The organism is Acidithiobacillus ferridurans (assembly GCF_003966655.1).
Classification (GTDB): Bacteria; Pseudomonadota; Gammaproteobacteria; order Acidithiobacillales; family Acidithiobacillaceae; genus Acidithiobacillus; species Acidithiobacillus ferridurans.
Genome location: NZ_AP018795.1, coordinates 902816 through 919256, shown reverse-complemented (window position 1 = coordinate 919256; position 16441 = coordinate 902816). Strand labels below are relative to the sequence as shown.

The window sequence follows — 16441 nt, the reverse complement described above, 5'->3', positions numbered from 1 at the left end:
AGCATTTTTGGCAATTGCCAGGCTCAAAGTCTCAGCATAGGTCCTCGTTGGTCAAGGTGCTGATGTGGGCGCGCAAATCAGCAGTCGAATTCATGGCGGTGTAACGGCCGGCCTCGATGTCTTCAATACCAAGCACCACGGCTTCACGCAATACTTTATAGGTCAAGTTTCAGCCAGTAGATTGGAGAGACGTTTCAAGAAATGGTCATAAGCGGTTCATGAACTCGGTGAACTGCTCAAAGTGCTGCTCCCAGGTAGGGGGCGAAAAATGCCGCAGGCGCTCCAGTTGCCCCTGGCGCATGGAGCTATCGGGGCGGCTATAGTCGCTCAAAGCAGCAAGCCAGGCCGAAGCATCCGAGGTTTCGATATAATCGGGCACGTCTCCGGCGATCTCCCGGAAAACGGGCAGCGGGCTGGCAATGACGGGAATTCCCACCGCCAACGCCTCCACCAGCGGCAGGCCGTAACCCTCCTCGTGGGAAGGGAACAATAAAGCACGCGCGCCCTGCAGGTAAGCCCGGAGACAGTCATTCCCGCAATGGTGCAACACCCGCACCGAATCCTTCAGGGTCGCGTCTGCACGGAACTGTTCCTGAATATCACCGCACATCCATCCCACCTGGCCAATCACCACCAGCAACGGAACATCCGTCCGGCGGCTTTTCCACTCCCGCCACAGATCCAGGGCAAACTGATGATTCTTACGCGGTTCTATGGTGCCCACCATGAGGAAATAAGACGCCGGCAAGGGATCATGGATTGCAGGAAGTGGAGCGTGGTGAAAATGATTGGCACCCAGAGGAATCACCGAGATGGGCGGCAGGGTTACGCCCCATTGCTGGGCATAATGTCGCAAAACGCGCGCCGTGTGCTGAGAATTGCTGACGACACCCGCCGCATGACGCAGGATCACCCGCACACGCGCGGCATGCCGACCATCTTCCCCTGGACGGCAGAACTGTGGGTGGGTGAGGGGGATCAGGTCATGGGCCATTACCAGCAAGCGAATCCGTTTGCGTGCCATCCATGCACCGTAGCCGCGCCGGTCCAGGCCGCTGTGCCCCATGTTCAATACCCAACTTCCCATAGGCACGGCGCGCAAGGGCAGCCTCGCCAGCCAGGCCATGGTCGTCCCCAGGGCGGGATGCGGCTGGCCATCTCGCCAAGCCAGGAGCCAGGCGAAAAGGGCAGATGACGCGGTGGGCGACAACGCCACGGCGATGGCTCCGTGTTGCATCAGGGCCTGGGCACGATGGTGAAAAAAGGCGATATACGCCAGGCAGACGCGATCCACCCCGGTGGGCATCCGCTTTTTACGCGCCCGCCCTATCAAGCGCGTGACATCGATCAATAAGGGGCGGTCACCCTGGTTCATAAGGCGCAAACACTCAAGGGAGCACTCCTGCGTTGGTCAGGCCGCGAGTAGGATAGACGATCTGCACAACCAAGCCCAGAAACCTCATCATGCCGCCGGACGGCAACGAACGCCCATTTTTCCGGATCAGCACGGTTACCTGCACTGTGCGGCGCATCCGCGCGACGTTCCGCCCATGGGTGATGTTCCCGCTACTTTTGGGCGGATGCGTGATGTAGCCCATCGCTTTTGGAACCGTTCAGATGAATCCAGGCAGGGCTAACAGGCACGACGTCGCCCCGCCATACCTGCGCCTCCGCATCCCAAGTACAGCCATGCTTGGACCAGAAATCCCGGCAGGCGTCGTTGCGGCCGGTGGACGTGTAATACCCGAGATACGCCGGGTGTCCAGCAGCCTGAATCTGCCGCACCGCGGCGGCGAGCAGGGCGGTTTCGATGCCCAGACCAAATATCCGGCAAGACAGCACCACCTGCTCTATGGCGTTATTGCGCAGCAAAGCCAGAGCAATCAGTCCGTGGGGGGCAAAACGGTCTTCCGCGCTGGCGGCCAGTAATGCCCCGCCCGAGGCCAGCCAGTCTTGCATTTCAGCACCACTCCAGCGCTGGCCGGTGGTGTTGAACTGGTTGGTTTTATTGAGCAGCTCCAGGGCCCGCGCATAGCGTGGGTGTGCGGCATCGGCCATGACCTCCATGCGCAAGGCCAATTGCAAGGACGCCAGCCAGGCATCCCGATCCTGACTCCCCGCCGCTTCTTCACGCGCTTTTTTGGCCTGGATCAATTCCGTGCGCCGGGCGGATTCCTCGGAAACCTCGGCCACCTGGGTTTCCGCCGCATAGAGCAGAGTGTAGCGCCAGCGCTCCGGGTCGCCGCTCAGGGTACGCATGGCCGGATAGGCATGGGAAACTTCCGCAATCTCCAGGGGGTTGTCATCAATAAACAGCACATGCTCTGGGAGGATGTTGGTTTCGGCCAGAATCCGGGCAATACCGGCGGGCTTGGGTTCCCAACCGATCTGCACCGAGCAGAAATCCTCCAGGCGCAGGCGTCGGCCCCAGACCCGCACGAAATTCTCCCGGGTACTCGCGGCATCGTTTTTACTGCAGATCGCAAGTAAAAGTCCCCGCGCCTTGCACGCCAGCAAGGCTTCGGCGTAACCCAAGGGCCAACCTTCCGTGACTTCCAGGGGGATAATCTCATCGGCTTCCGCGAGCACGCCTTTCCAGAGCGTATTATCGAGATCGGTAATAATGAGTTTCACCGGACGTTCGCCCTGCAAAATCCGCAAGGCCGCGCGGACCTTGTCCAGAATCCCCAGGTGGATCAAATCTCCCTGACGACTACTGAGCAAGCCGCCGTGGGTAAAATGGGAAACATGCCCATCGTAGGCGGTACTGTCCCCATAGTGCAGGCGCAGGTCATTCAGTTCCAGGTAGAAAGCGTGGTGGTGCGATGCCAGTTGCTCCTCCAGGGCATCATTCAAGTCCCGGATCAGGGCATAGAGAGACTTCTGCCGGTTCCGGCCCAGGATTCCGTTGATCTGCGGGGCGGGTTCCAGAAAGCTCAGAAAAAATACGGGAATCCCCTCGGGCAACCCCGCCAGCACCCGTTCCACCATGGCGCTCAGGGGACGACGGGTACTTTCCCGCAGCAGATTCCAGTCGAGATCGGGGCGCAAGTGGAACAAATCCCCGTCGCCGCCGTCCGTTACCAGACTCAGCAAGGAACGCAGGGTGAGTTGCACGAGAACGGCATCCTGTTCCCCGACCGGCAGCGGGGGCACCGGATCATGGGGACCGGAATCCATCAGATAATGGCGCACCGGCCAATGGGCTGCCAGCGCCGTCCGCAACAAGCCTTCCATCAGACAGGTGCCCAGAATGGCCAAGCGGGGCTGTTCGGCTGCCGGGGTAATGCCTATGGAGGGTATCGGCGGGAATTGCTGCTCTTGTTGTTCCAAGGCGTTCAGCACGGCCACCCGTTGCTGCTGCTCCTGGTAGGCCCGCCCTTCCTCGGAGTTCTGGAGGGTCCGCATGACGTGGCGGCGGGCCTGTGGAGATTGCAGACGTCGGAGATAAAAGTCCCTGCCCGTTGGATCAGTGGAACGCCCCAGATACTTGAGATAAATCGCGTCCAGAAACGCCTCATCATCCAGCGCCGCCCAGGCGGGGTCTTCCGTCGATTCATTACGGCCACGCCAACGCCGCCACCAGGATGTCTGTTCCCTGCGCGACACCGCCTCAGTATCCCCGCCGAATATACATTTCCACTCCCCAATGCCCACCGTGATCTTCGAGACGGGTATGGATTTCCCGAGCACCCGCAGCCTGAAAAGCCTGCACCAACCGGTTGAGGTTATAGGCGTTCATTTGCATGTGGGGTTCTTGCAGCGGCTTGCCGCGCAGGGCATTGATGAGCATGCGCCCACCCGGAATGCGGTGACTCAAGAAGGTCGCCGCCGGATGACGCGGGCTCACCTGAGCATACTTAAAATGGAACACACCCATACCCCCAGGGGCCAGATGTTGCAAAAGCCGTTTTAATATCGCCTGCCCACGCACTTCGGGAATGTGCTGAAACACGATAAAAGATAACATAAAATCAAAATGTTCCTGCGCAATGGCGGTCAATGCGTCATCGCCGAGCCGCCACCGGATATTGGTAACGCCCGCTTGTTCGGCCAAGAACCGGGCCTCACTGAGCATAGCCGGAGCCACATCCAGCCCCGTTACCTCGGTAAAGCGTCGCGACAGGGGCAAGGCGAGCCGCCCAACCCCACAGCCAAAATCCAGCGCCTTACCAGCCCGCCAGTCCGGCCCGAAAAACCGCGTACATTGATCCAGAACCATATTGACGTAGCGCTGACCCGATTCAAAAAAGGCCGCGCGCTGTTCGTCGGAAAGCGCAGAATCCTGATATGCCGCCTCGCTCAACACCCCATAATAAGGCCGATTTTGTGCGATCTTTTGCCAATCGGCATTACTGTCTGGCAGCATTCCCATTACATATTCGTGTAGTAATGGACGGCTTCGTCGATGTCATCAATCTCCCGCAAGCGCCCGTTTTCGAGAATGGCCGCATGGTCACAATTATTGCGGATCAGATCGGCATGGTGAGACACCAGCACCATCGCCTTGGTGGCCCGGCGCTTTAATTCATCCTCACAGCGGCGGTTGAAACGCGCATCGCCCACCGAAATCACCTCATCCACCAGATAGCAGTCGAAATCCACCGCCATGCTGATGGCAAAACTCAAGCGGGAATTCATACCCGAAGAATAGCTTTTGACCGGTTCATCCAGGTAAATACCAAGCTCCGCAAAATCTTCCACTTGTGCCACGGTTTCTTTCACATCCACCCCGTATACTCGGGCGATGAGGCGGGCATTATCCCGACCGGTCAACGCCCCCTGAAAAGCCCCCCCAAAAGCCAGGGGCCAGGAAACCGTCATACCGCGACGCACCGTTCCCGCATCCGCCCGCAGTGAGCCGCTGATAATCTGAATGAGGGTCGATTTGCCCGCGCCGTTTGGCCCCATAATCCCCCAGCGCTCACCGGGATGAATGTCCAGAGAAATATCATCCAGCACCAGCCGCATATCCCGGCCATGGTGGATGGGGAAGGACTTACTGATATGGGAAAGAATCAGGCTATTTTCACTCATGGATCGATACTCTTCATCAGCCACCTTTCGCCTTTTCCGATGTTGCCTGGACTCTATGATACAGGGGCCTCGCCTGGGGAAGCCACTACGCGAACAGTTTCGCAATCTGCCCCATGGGCAGGAACAGACGCAACGGGGTTTGCTGGAAAGGCCGAAAGTCGAAATGCCGATAGAAGCTCTCGGCCCGCTGATCCTTGGCCTCCACAATCACCGCCATGGCCGCGATCTGTTGCACAGCTTCCAGGCTGCGGCGTAGGGCGTCTACGAGCAGGAACTCCCCCAGCCCCTGGCCACTGACCGAGCGGTCCACCGCCAACCTGCCGAGCAACGTGACCGACAGTTGCCCGTAGCGCGGCAGTTGTTTCATCAGGACCGGCGGTAGTTCAGCCACCGGGATGATGGATGACGATAGGGTGTAGAAGCCGAGCACCGCAGGCCTGCCAGGCTGCGTGAATACGAAAGGCGCGGCGACGCGCTTCGCGGCGTCTTGCCGCGCCTGCTCGCGCAGATAACGATTCAGCTCCTCGTTGCCGCAATCGAAGGACTTGCGGTCGTGCGCCTTTTCAAGCGGAGCAACATGTTCAGGGACTAAAGAGAGCGCCAATCACGGCCTCGTTTTTTGACGGTAGCTCCGGACGGCCTTATCGATGCGCGCGCCCGGCTCGGACGGCGCCAGCAAGGCGCTCACAAAGGCGACCTGTTCCTCGCGGGACAGGCGGATGACTTCGTGCTCCTGCACGATCTTGGCCGCCGCTTCCTGGGTACTGTCGATGACGAATTCGCTCAAGGTGCGCCCTGTCAGCGAGGCGGCCCGCTGGAAAAAGTCTTTCTGGTCGCTGGAGACGCGCGCTTCCAGGCGTGCATTGCGCGGCTTGTCGTGCTTTTCAGGCGTGTTCAGCATGGCGGCCCCGTTAGGATGGATGTATGGCAACAGGCTCAGCGTACGCCATTTGTCCGTACTCATCAAGATATAGCGCGTGCGCCGTTGCGCGACGCCGTGGCAATCATTGACCCATTCCAGTATCCTCGGAAAAATCATGGAACGTTTTCTGAGTATTCCCTGGATGGAAGCCTATGCCGCGCATTGCAGCGCGGATGAGGCATTGGCGGCGGCACTGAAAGGATTCAATGCCAGCATCGAATACGGCTGGCTGGACACAGATTACCCCAATGTTTACCTGACCCTGGTCAATGGCTTGCCGCATGGCGTTACAGAAACCCTGCCTAAAAAAGCCCAACTGCGCGTCCATGCCAGCCGGGAAACCTGGATGCGCATCCACCAGCGGGAACTCAGCGGCAAAAAGGCCTTTCTGACCCAACAGCTCCAGTTTCGTGGCTCCATGCTGACCCTGCTCAAATATATGGACCCCTTCAATGCCACCTTCCGGCGCATGGGCGATATTCCCGCTACTTTTTAGACGCGTTTGTTATTTGGATGGCTTTGAGGAGGTGATGGCAATGTTGCTGTATGTTTCTTACGACGCCTACTTGCTGGTGTGTGCCATGCAATCCAATTCACCACTGCTTACCCTCGACCAACCCCTTAAACAGGTGGCTGAGTCCCTGGGCATCAAAGTCCTGGAGGTCTAGCTCATGAAGGTCTACACATTCTCTGAAGCTCGTCAAAAGTTCTCGTCAGTACTCGATTCAGCCCAACTTGAAGGGGCGGTTAAAATCACACGTCGAGATGGTCGCGCATTCCTAATCCGCCCGGTTCAGGAATCTCCGTCTCCTCTGGACGTCAAGGGCGTGAAGTTGAATCTCAGCCGAGACGAAATTGTCAGCTCCGTTCGCGAAGGGCGCGAGCGTGAAGCCCGCAGCTAACAAATCGTTGCAGCGGACGTTTGACCCGGCACCCATTTTTGCTGCCGCAAAACCGGCCGTCGCGTCAAACGCCGCTGAACTCAGGAGGTAGATTCAATCTGTGCAGGAGCGGGCGATTGATCTACAGGTGTTTCTTGTGGCGTTGCTGTGCTCAAAAATGCCTCTTGAGTGACGGATTGATAAATAATTGGCTCCAAGCGGCGAAATTCATTCATGCTCATGCTGTGCTCACTCGAAGATCGTGGCGACCCTGGCCAGCACCTCGTCCATGATCGGTACCGGCAGAGTGTCCACCTTGCGGGCATTTCGGGCGGCCAAGTCCATCACGCGCGGCTGGTCGCAGCGCACGACGCCGGTGGTCTTTATGCCGGTCACGGGCACCGCGAAACCAAGGCGACGGGCGAACTCACCACCATTGGTGATCGGTAGGATCACCGGCAGCTTGGTGGTTTCATTAAACTCCGCAGGCGACACGATCAGGACAGGACGGCTACCGCTTTGTTCATGCCCGGCGGTGGGATCGAGCGACACGAGGTAGATGTCACCTCGCTTCATAGCAGCTCACCGCCCACGGCGGGCGCATCGACCCATTCGCGCTCCTCGACCGGTTGCGGCTGGGAATAGTCGGACGCGGCCAGCAACTCTGCAAGTGTGTAGCGCGGGCGTGGACTGGGATTGACCACCAGTAGACCATGATCGACGACCAAGCCGACCGTCGCACCGGCTTGCAGGTGCAGCTGTTCAAGGAATGCGGGTGGGACGGCCAACATGATCGAGCCGCCGACCTTGCGCAGTTTGGTTGTGTGCATGATGCACCTTCAGTGCGTTAAATTATATTTAAGTATAATTTCAATTGCTTTGGGCTGCAAGCCGTCCCCAGCGCAGCATCGTTTGCCGAGTTTGATTTTGGCGATATTCCCGCTACTTTCCAGGCGCGTCCTGGGCATCGCTGGCAGCTTTTGCCGTGGGTTTTCTACGCTTGGGCTTCAGTTCACGGATGGTTTCCGCGCGCAGACTGGCTTCATAGCGCATGGCTAGGTCTTCCAGAGTCAACCCATACTGCCGATCAAAGAGCGCATCAAAACTTTTCAGCTTCTTTGCGGCGGCTTCTTTTTGCGCGACCACCGCGTAATCCGGGCTCACTCCCGCCAGCACTTGAAGCAGAGATACGGGGGTTTTCCCGGCGGCAAGCTCGGGAGATTCCTGCAAACGCACTATTTTATTGCGCAGAAAGCCGGTGTATTCCGTCAGAAACGATAGCAGCAAGGGCGGCAGAGGCCGCTGATGGGTAGGGTCCAGATAAAAGCTGGAAGAACCCACGACCAGATTCTCGGCATTGGGGGTTTCCAGTATCAGCAAACCCGCTGGTTTGAGCACGCGCAGGGCTTCCTGGACCATCTCCTGCAACATCGGGAAAGGCACGTGCTCGGCAATGTGAAAACCGGAGACCACAATCTGGCTGGCACGGGGCAGCTTTTGCAACGCGGCCAGCGCGTCGCCCTGCTCTACGGACAGGCCCAGTGCCGTGCAGGCCGAGAGCATACCGGCATCCTGATCCACGCCGTGGGCGGTAAAGCCTTCTTCACGGAGCAGTTCCAGCCACTCCCCGCGCCCGCAACCCAGATCCAGTATGGAACTATCGGGATAAAGATCTTTCAGGGGATACAAGAATGGCAAATAGACTTTTACCCGCGACTTGATGAGTGCTCGGGAACCCCGGTGACGGTCTTCGAAGGCGCGGTAAAAGTCGGGATCAGACATCAGGCCTCCAGAATCCTCAGCGACTCCTCTGCAAGTCGGCTTCGACCATCATGGCACAAAGCTGTTCCAGCGTCGTGGGGGTTTCCCAGCCGAGTTCCGTCTTAGCCTTGGCAGGGTTACCGATGAGGAGTTCCACTTCAGCGGGACGGTAGAACTTGGGATTGACGGCGACAATGACTTTGCCAGTAGCGGCATCTCTGCCGCATTCGGCTTCGCCCTGACCCTGCCATTCCATGGTGATGCCTGCCGCTTTGGCGGCCATGGTGACGAAATCCCGGACGGATTCCGTGCGGCCGGTAGCCAGTACATAGGTATCCGGGGTATCGGCCTGCAACATGCGCCACATGCCTTCCACATAATCCTTGGCATAACCCCAGTCGCGTTTGGCATCGAGATTCCCCAACTGGAGCTGATCGAGTTTGCCGAGTTTGATTTTCGCCATGCCGTCGGTGATTTTGCGGGTAACGAACTCCAGACCACGCAAGGGACTTTCGTGGTTGAACAGAATGCCACTGCTGCCGAATATGCCGTAGCTTTCGCGGTAGTTGATGGTCATCCAGTGGGCATAGAGTTTAGCCACCCCATAAGGGCTGCGAGGGTAGAAGTTGGTGCTTTCATCCTGGGGAATGGCCTGAACCTTGCCGAACATCTCGGAAGTACTGGCTTGGTAGAAGCGGATTTTGGGATTGACGATGCGAATGGCTTCGAGCAGGTTCAAGGCACCCAAACCGGTAATCTGCCCGGTGGTGTTGGGTTGGTCGAAACTGACACCGACGAAGCTTTGGGCGGCGAGATTATAAACTTCAGTCGCGCCGCTGCTTTCAATCAGGCGAATGGCGGAACCCAGATCAGTCAGATCAAACTCCACCAGATGCAGATTGGGGTGCTGCGCCACGCCGAGTTCCTCCAGACGCCAGAAACTCACAGAACTGGTGCGGCGGTAGGTGCCAAAAACGGTATAACCCTTCTCCAGCAAGAGTTGGGTGAGATAGGCGCCGTCTTGGCCGGTGATGCCGGTGATGATTGATGTTTTATCCATAATGTTACCTTCAAGTATGTTAATCATATAATCCTAATTCTTTGTCGTGTCTGATTTGTGTGTGCAATTGCGAAGCTAACACCTGAATCAGTTGCTTCGAATTATGACTCTTACCCTTCATTCTGGATTGCCCCAAATTTGAAGGTGATACGTATAAGCATTTCATTATTGTATTCCAGCCAGTTTCCATTTTTAACAGTTTTCTTATAACCGCTCTCAAAAACACCCTCATATTCGATATGACATGGAATATTTGGTTTTGCCAAAAATCTGAAGGCTACCATCCTGAGGGAATGATCTTTTGTTCCAACAAAACCGCCCCCGTTAGCACATGCTGTAATTGTTCCATTTTCCAGCTTTGCCTGATATTCCATGTTATACCAGTATATAAGTGCGCTTGCGGGATAAATGGTGATTCCTTCAATGAATTGGCCATCGCAGTAAACTTCATGGTCCGGCCAGAATTGTTTATCGCCAATATTAGATAGGTGTGCGTCTATATCTAAATGCGCAACCTGACTAATGCGTCGCCTGTTTTCTTGATAAATTGTGTTATGACCAAAAAATATTGCGTATAGCTCATTCAATGCAATAGCAAACATTCTTTGCACATTGCGCCGATTAAATAACAATCGAAATTCGCGCTTTGCGTTACCATTTATAAAACGAAGAAAGTCTAAATCATGAGAAAAAGTCTCCATCAAGCGTTCAATATCAACATGATTCTCCACCGGCAAATAATTGAAATATGGCTTCAACATCCTATGATAGTAAACAGTCCAATTGCTGTTGTATTTCATTAACACCGAATTACTAAGTAAGGCAAGCGCTACTCGGGTACACGTCGGACCGTTACCATCAACAGAAATGATATACCTATTCAGGTACTGCTGATCCCATGTCATTCTTTGGGCCTGCATATAAGGCTGATTTCGTAAGAATTTCTCGGTTTGCGAGCTGTCACATTGGACAATAGAAGGTAATTTGAAAATGACGTTTTCTTTGTCATTAAAAAAACGAGCTGCGCTGATGCGAACGCTAGGATCGTTCAGTATGTTATCGATAGTATTCCAGCAACTGCGATTTTCCTTGAAATTTGTGCCCGTAGTACTCCCTACAAAAACAGCCTTATCAATTTTATTTTCAAGATCGGTTCCGTCTTTTAGTTGCGTATAATAATTGTATTGAATTATTTCAAAGTCAGGTATCAGTATATATGATTGATTATCTATATTTTTATGGAAACAAAGGAGCGGAAGATCAGAACCGTGAGTCATATCTTTGTATTCGATACCAAAAATAAATCCCGGGAGTTTAGTGATGCTGGTTATGCTGCTTAGAAAGTCCTGGTAAATATTGGCGCGAGTTTCTATCCATTCTTCTGTGGCATTGTCAGATTTTTTAATGACATCGCCAGCATCATTGAATAAATAATAAAAAAATTGTTCTTTTTTTGCCTTATCAATTACTGAAGTTTTATACGCGTCAAAAGTTATATTATTTTTAGTTATCAATGAGTTGACTAGAAATAAATCTTCTGATATAAACGATTGCAGATACTCATACGACAAGTGCATGCCATTATTATCTAGCCGGGTATGGTAAGCCAAATTAAAGTTCTCCATTATTATTCCTATTGCAGCGCTTCAGGCCAGAAGTTAATCCCATCAATAATAATGCGTGATTGCTCGCCAACCCATATGCGTATCTCTAGGTCATCAGCTTTGGTTTCAAGAGTGAACTCTAAATCATGCCATGCTCCTAGAGATTCATTAATCCAGCTTGTATATTGCTGCAGCACTGTCTCTCCTTTATTGCAGACAATATCCAGAGACTCTCCACCCGTCAAATGATCGGCGCTACCTTGGATAGCAACCCGATAGCGCCTTGGCTCAAAGCGCTCATACGGCCCATGGACAAGATACCCTGCCTTGCCTGTGGTCTGCATTGAGCGGCCCTTGGCCTCGCCTACCTCGGTGCCCAAGCGCGGATCGGCGCCCCAGTAGCGGCGCACGCCATCGGGCAGCCAGGTGCGGTAGGGTGGAGTGTTACCTAGCACGATTTCTAAAGCGATGCGGGCACTTTCGACCCAGGTCAGGTGCGCGATGGCATCGCTGTGCGGGTGTTTGCCTTGCCGGTACAGCGCCAGCCAATCGCGAGTAGCTTCGGCAATCACTTCCGGCTGGTGGCTATCGGTAAAGAACTGCGCTTTCCCAGCGGTCACTTCTCGGAATACCGGAATGTCGCGTACCAGCAGCGGCAAACCATGGCTGGCAGCCTCGATGAGCGGCAGGCCGAAGCCCTCGCCGTAACTGGCAGCAATCAGGCAGGTGGATGTGCCATAGACTTGCTCCAGATATTCATCGCTGATGGCCTCTAACCAGAACAGGCGTTTGCCGAATTCAGGGTGCGTTCGTAACGCCCGCACAGTTTGCGGAATATCGCCACGCTGGTGGTCGGGCACAGGCTTCCAGCCTTCTTTGCCGACAATGACAAGATTGCTATCAACGCCCTGCGCCCAAAGCTGATTGAAGGCTTGCAGGGTTTGCAACACGCCCTTGCGTGGTTCGATGGTGCCGACCATCAGAAAACTGGGCCGATCCGCCAGGCTGCGCAGGGTTTGTGGCGCATCGCTGGGCAGGCCACGGCTTGGATTGCCGTTATCCACCACATCCGCACCCAAATGAAACCAGTCCACCGCAAAGGGACATTCCCGCTTTTCACCAAAGGTTTGCAGCCAGTCATACAACTCATCGGCCACCGCCCGGGAAATGCATAAAGTACCGTCCATGTGGGTGATGGTTTGCAGCCAGCGCTGATGCCCCTCTTTTGCGCCCTCCGGGAATACTTCGGGCATCAGCACGGGCAAAAGATCGTAGACCATAAAATAGACAGAAACGCCCCGATTACGCCAAGCATTAAAAGTACCTTCCTGCGCGGGAATAACATGAGGATGGAAATCCAGACCAAAAAATATATCGCCCTGCCAGACCTGTACCGGCGCATCTTCCGACCAGTCACCCGGGATACCAAAAAAACGGCACATGAACTGCCGGGCATAGCGGTAACCTGCTTGCTCGCTGGTGGCATATACCGCCTCCACAGCCCAGCCTGCAGGTGGATTGAGGACGATTTGCTCCAGTAGGGCGCGGGTGACGCGCTCAATCCCCGTTTTAAGATCATTCTGGGCCAATGCAGAAACATCCAGCAAGAGTTGTCGCCGCCTTGGTTGGGGTGGAAAGTTGGTCGCAAGAGCATTTGCCAAGCGCGGATATTCCTCAGGCGGCAGGGAGGCCTCAAGCCGCGGCAATGCTTGCATAAGCCCGTACAGGCTATTTTCCGCCTGGGCATACGCGCCTTCGATGGCCTCGGCGTACAGATCGGCACAACGGCGCGGTTGGTGCTGGCTCCGGATGTGCTGCTGCGCCCGAGCACCGAGCGTTGACCTGCGTGCAGGCTCTCGCCACAGGGTGGTGAGGGCGTCGATGAGCTGCGCCTCGCTGAACGTATCGGGCAACAGCCAAAGGGCGTCACTGGGGAGTTCGGCCATGCTGCCGTGGGCGTTGACGATAACGGGCAGACCGTAATTCATACAGTCCAGCACGGCTGCGGAAGTCTCGCCGCGAGAGAGAGTGCGCAACTGCACGGCGATGTCTGCAGCGGCCAGCCAGTTGCGGTAAGCCTCGGCATCCGCCCAACCGGTGATCTGGATGCTGTTTTTTGCAGTACTTTGAGCGATGGTTTCCAACAGCTTCCTGCCGCAGTCTCCTCCAGTATTTTCGCCGACGAAAATCAGGCGGCACTGTCTATCTTTCGATAAAGGCGAGGCAAGCCAAGCCTCCAGCAAGCGATGATTGAGTTTTGTGGCGCCCAGCAGGCCAAAACTGCAGACGATGAATTCCTCGGCGGCTAAGCCGAGTTTTTTGCGAGCGGCTGCCCTGTCTATGTCATTCACGGGCTGTCGCAAAAGAGGTATCAGCGCCCAGTCCTTTCCCGCCTGCGCACCATAAAAGAGTCGCGCCAGTTGCCTAGAAAAATCTGAGTGAACAATTATGCTTAACGCAGGAATTATGACATTTAGATTTGATGGGTATGCCATTACGAGCTGTGCATCATTTCCTTCAAATCTTTTCTGAACAGCGGTCCATCCATGACTGTGGAATAAATTTTGAGCCCAAGAACCACTCCTTGCATCTATAATATCTCGATGCCAAAAAAAATCGCTCAGATAAAAATCATGCAGTACAACCAAACCAGGAATATCAATAAGCAGGTCGAACATATAGCTATGAAATGCCGAGTTCCCAAATTGATAGAGCACTCGGTCAAAGAAACTCACATGTTGGCAGAACCATGCCACATCATGCACGGGGGCATTGGCCTGCACCCAGGCATCGTTCACCGTATCTTGCTGCACGATCACCGTGATGTCGTAATGCCGTGCCAGTTCGGGCAGAAGCTTGGCGGAGTAATCGGCAATGCCGGTCTTTTCAGGAGGCAAAGGCGAAACAAAAGCCAGCTTGGGGCGGTGAGGAAGACGCGAGGGTGTCGCCTCGCTGACTGACGCCCATTGGGCCTGCAACTTGCTCAGCGCAGACCATGCCCGCTGGGCGCTCTCGACCCATGAGAATTTTTTTGCCTGCTCCACACCGTGGCGCTCCAATTCCTCGCGGAATTCGGCATTGGCCAGTACCTCGGCCATTTTGGCCGCCATGGCCGCATGGTCACCCGGGGCAAACAGGACATCCTGCCGCCCCACCACTTCAGGCAAGCTGGAGGAATTGGCGGCGATCACCGCTGTGCCACAGGCCATGGCTTCCAACGCCGGCAGACCAGAGTCCTCGTGCCACGAGGGGAGCACGAACAGGGTGCAGGCGTTGTAGAGCAGGTTCAGCTCAGAATCGGACACATAGCCGGTAAAGACCAGTTCACTTTCGCGCAATCCAGCCTGTTTGGCTAGGTCAAGGAAGTGGTGTTTCTCGTCTGCAACTTCGCGCCCCACAAGCACGAGGGCATGCGCTTTGCGCATTTCGGCGGGCAGGCTGGCGAAAGCGCGGAAGAGGCCATCGAGGTTTTTCCGCTGGTCTGTTCCGCCCGTATTCATCACAAAGGGGCGGTTGATGCCATAGGCATTCTTGAGATGCGTCTGTTGCGCCTCGCTCAGAGCGAGGGCGCGAAACTGCTCGCCGCAGGCGGTCGAGATATTGGTAACGGCATGTTCTGGAAAATTGAGATGCTCCCTTGCCTCACTCCCAGAAGATTCAGAAATAGAAAGCAGAAGGTCAGCCCGTTTTAAGTGATTGAGCTTGCCGAAGTACCAGCGCTCCATCGCGGGATTTGAGGCAAGGTATATCTGGCCTGAAGTTTAGACATGCAGCCTCCTCGCCAGCTTCTATGTGTGGCGATATGGCGTAGTAAATGTGGAGCAGGATTGAGTCAGGCGACCTTTTTGCGGGGTGGGTCATCGGTATCGGCCCAAAAGGCGGGGGCGGGGCACTGGAATTTCCCGGACTTCGGGTCGTAGCCCTTCCAGAATGGAACCCGCAGAAATTGCAGATGAAGCCATTGGGCCATGAGTCCTGCGGTGACAGGAGTAGCGATACGCCAGGGCGCTACTGCAGTCATGGGGAAATCTTCGGATAGGGTTTCGGCGAGGAGTTGCACCATGGACCAAGCGATGCAGCGGATTTGCATCCAGCGTTCCAAGACGGTGCGTTTTTGCTGCCAGAGGTTATGGATGCCCCACCAGCGTTTGAGATTGTGGAAGATCGGTTCGATCTGCCAGCGGTTGCTGTAGAGGACGACGATTTCGCTGGCGGTGAGATCCGTCTCGGAAGCGAGATAGAGGCGGGTGGGAGACCACCGATGATGCTTTTCATCGTAGATCGCACTCCATACGGCACGGACCGGATGGCCGTTCAGGAATCGTGCATTGGCGATGATGGATTGAAGACGGACCTTCTGCCGTTTCCCATAGAGATCCAGAGAGACGATCTCGGTGGGCAGCGCAGCCATGTCTTCCACGGTGTACTTGTTTCCATATATCCGAGGACGCCCGCGTTGGGATGTCCTCGGCGGTGGGTCGCGGAGCAGTACAGTATCTTTGCGCACCTGGCCGATGAACTGGCCTGCCGGCTGCAGGCCGTGCTGACGCAACAGGGGCAAGAGCAGGCGCCGCCGCATGAACCAAGCATCGGTGAGCAACCGGACGGGTACGGGGATGTGGGGTATAAAGGCGCGCAGCAATGCTCCGGCGATTTTCAGCTTGTGGGTGTTGCCGGTACTGGGCACCAGGCGCAAGCGGATGGGAAAGGAAATGGCTTTGCCGGAACGGGTACGCAGGGTCAACGCCAGACCCACCCAATTCTGGGCGAGGACATAACTGGGGCGGTTGTGCTTATGACTGTGGTCGAAGCGGATGGCCGCGCCTGGGGCCTTGGTAGAGTGCCGCAGGACCATCGTGTCGTCGACGACTAACTCGACGATCAGGGGCTTGGGCAAGGACTGCAGGAGCCAGCGTACCTGGGTTATGGCCAACGCCTGTGTACGCAAGGACGCACGCTCCAGGAGTTTGTAATAGGTGGTCCAGTGGCAGCGGAGGGAGATGCTGCTGAGGGCGCGGGTGACCCAGCCTTCGGGCGAGATCAGGCAACCGCAAAGCAGCTCCACAAAACTGCGCCGCGAGCGGGGCGGCACGACCGTCAGAAAGTAGGAAATCCACTCCGAGAGGCGGAGGGCAACGAGACGATGAAAGGGCATGACAGTGATTCCGAGAAGCCT

General features: G+C 55.7%; 18 protein-coding genes. 3 read left to right on the top strand and 15 right to left on the bottom strand.

All coding sequences use genetic code 11. The features are described 5' to 3' along the window. Nucleotides 1–31 precede the first annotated feature (31 nt). The 7 genes from AFERRID_RS15925 to AFERRID_RS04620 form a co-directional block, all read right to left on the bottom strand. A complete protein-coding gene (locus AFERRID_RS15925; protein ID WP_264318059.1) occupies nt 32–166 on the bottom strand; it encodes a hypothetical protein in 135 nt (44 codons plus the stop codon). Between the two features lie 39 nt (nt 167–205). Continuing rightward, nucleotides 206–1375 (bottom strand): glycosyltransferase family 4 protein, encoded by a 1170-nt coding sequence (locus AFERRID_RS04645; protein ID WP_126604469.1) that lies wholly within the window; start codon nt 1373–1375, stop codon nt 206–208. A gap of 191 nt (nt 1376–1566) precedes the next feature. Then, nucleotides 1567–3609, bottom strand: a complete 2043-nt coding sequence (locus AFERRID_RS04640; RefSeq protein WP_126604468.1) for an HAD-IIIC family phosphatase — start codon at nt 3607–3609, stop codon at nt 1567–1569. 4 nt (nt 3610–3613) lie between these two features. Continuing rightward, on the bottom strand, nt 3614–4375 hold the full coding sequence (locus AFERRID_RS04635; protein ID WP_126604467.1) for a class I SAM-dependent methyltransferase: 762 nt from the start codon (nt 4373–4375) through the stop codon (nt 3614–3616). Further along, nucleotides 4375–5037, bottom strand: coding sequence for an ABC transporter ATP-binding protein (locus tag AFERRID_RS04630; protein WP_126604466.1), 663 nt, complete (start codon nt 5035–5037; stop codon nt 4375–4377). The genes AFERRID_RS04635 and AFERRID_RS04630 overlap by 1 nt, the downstream gene beginning before the upstream one ends. Before the next feature lie 85 nt (nt 5038–5122). Beyond that, a complete protein-coding gene (locus AFERRID_RS04625) occupies nt 5123–5641 on the bottom strand; it encodes a GNAT family N-acetyltransferase (protein ID WP_126604465.1) in 519 nt (172 codons plus the stop codon). Then, the gene (locus tag AFERRID_RS04620) at nt 5642–6076 is read right to left on the bottom strand and encodes a type II toxin-antitoxin system TacA family antitoxin (RefSeq protein WP_226833033.1); all 435 of its coding nucleotides are present in this window, start codon (nt 6074–6076) and stop codon (nt 5642–5644) included. It abuts the gene before it with no gap. Between AFERRID_RS04620 and AFERRID_RS04615 the strand changes: the two genes are divergently transcribed. The 3 genes from AFERRID_RS04615 to AFERRID_RS04605 are packed head-to-tail and all read left to right on the top strand — an operon-like array spanning nt 6075 to nt 6861. Next, complete coding sequence (locus tag AFERRID_RS04615) at nt 6075–6455, top strand: SCP2 sterol-binding domain-containing protein (protein WP_126604464.1); 381 nt, start codon at nt 6075–6077, stop codon at nt 6453–6455. The two genes, AFERRID_RS04620 and AFERRID_RS04615, sit on opposite strands and share 2 nt — an antisense overlap. Before the next feature lie 34 nt (nt 6456–6489). Next, a complete protein-coding gene (locus tag AFERRID_RS04610) occupies nt 6490–6627 on the top strand; it encodes a PIN domain-containing protein (protein WP_197722480.1) in 138 nt (45 codons plus the stop codon). A gap of 3 nt (nt 6628–6630) precedes the next feature. Beyond that, complete coding sequence (locus tag AFERRID_RS04605; protein WP_126604463.1) at nt 6631–6861, top strand: type II toxin-antitoxin system Phd/YefM family antitoxin; 231 nt, start codon at nt 6631–6633, stop codon at nt 6859–6861. Nucleotides 6862–6941: 80 nt separating this feature from the next. Here the strand turns inward: AFERRID_RS04605 and AFERRID_RS15145 are convergent, their stop codons facing one another. From AFERRID_RS15145 to AFERRID_RS04570, 8 genes are all read right to left on the bottom strand, one after another. After that, nucleotides 6942–7082, bottom strand: coding sequence for a hypothetical protein (locus AFERRID_RS15145; protein ID WP_172959336.1), 141 nt, complete (start codon nt 7080–7082; stop codon nt 6942–6944). A gap of 7 nt (nt 7083–7089) precedes the next feature. Continuing rightward, nucleotides 7090–7416: a type II toxin-antitoxin system PemK/MazF family toxin gene (locus AFERRID_RS04600; protein WP_126604462.1), complete on the bottom strand. Its 327-nt coding sequence runs from the start codon at nt 7414–7416 to the stop codon at nt 7090–7092. Next, nucleotides 7413–7670 carry an AbrB/MazE/SpoVT family DNA-binding domain-containing protein gene (locus tag AFERRID_RS04595; RefSeq protein WP_126604461.1) on the bottom strand — a complete coding sequence of 86 codons (258 nt, stop codon included), beginning with the start codon at nt 7668–7670 and terminating at the stop codon, nt 7413–7415. Before AFERRID_RS04595 ends, AFERRID_RS04600 begins: the two co-directional genes overlap by 4 nt. Before the next feature lie 112 nt (nt 7671–7782). Next, nucleotides 7783–8622 (bottom strand): class I SAM-dependent methyltransferase, encoded by an 840-nt coding sequence (locus AFERRID_RS04590; RefSeq protein ID WP_126604460.1) that lies wholly within the window; start codon nt 8620–8622, stop codon nt 7783–7785. A gap of 16 nt (nt 8623–8638) precedes the next feature. Continuing rightward, complete coding sequence (gene gmd / locus AFERRID_RS04585; protein ID WP_126604459.1) at nt 8639–9661, bottom strand: GDP-mannose 4,6-dehydratase; 1023 nt, start codon at nt 9659–9661, stop codon at nt 8639–8641. A 110-nt stretch (nt 9662–9771) separates the two neighbouring features. Beyond that, entirely contained in the window at nt 9772–11286 is a 1515-nt protein-coding gene (locus tag AFERRID_RS04580) for a glycosyl transferase family 90 (protein WP_126604458.1), read from the bottom strand. Between the two features lie 8 nt (nt 11287–11294). Further along, a complete protein-coding gene (locus tag AFERRID_RS04575) occupies nt 11295–14990 on the bottom strand; it encodes a glycosyltransferase (protein WP_126604457.1) in 3696 nt (1231 codons plus the stop codon). A gap of 107 nt (nt 14991–15097) precedes the next feature. Beyond that, nucleotides 15098–16420, bottom strand: coding sequence for an IS701 family transposase (locus AFERRID_RS04570; RefSeq protein WP_070807692.1), 1323 nt, complete (start codon nt 16418–16420; stop codon nt 15098–15100). Nucleotides 16421–16441 lie beyond the last annotated feature (21 nt).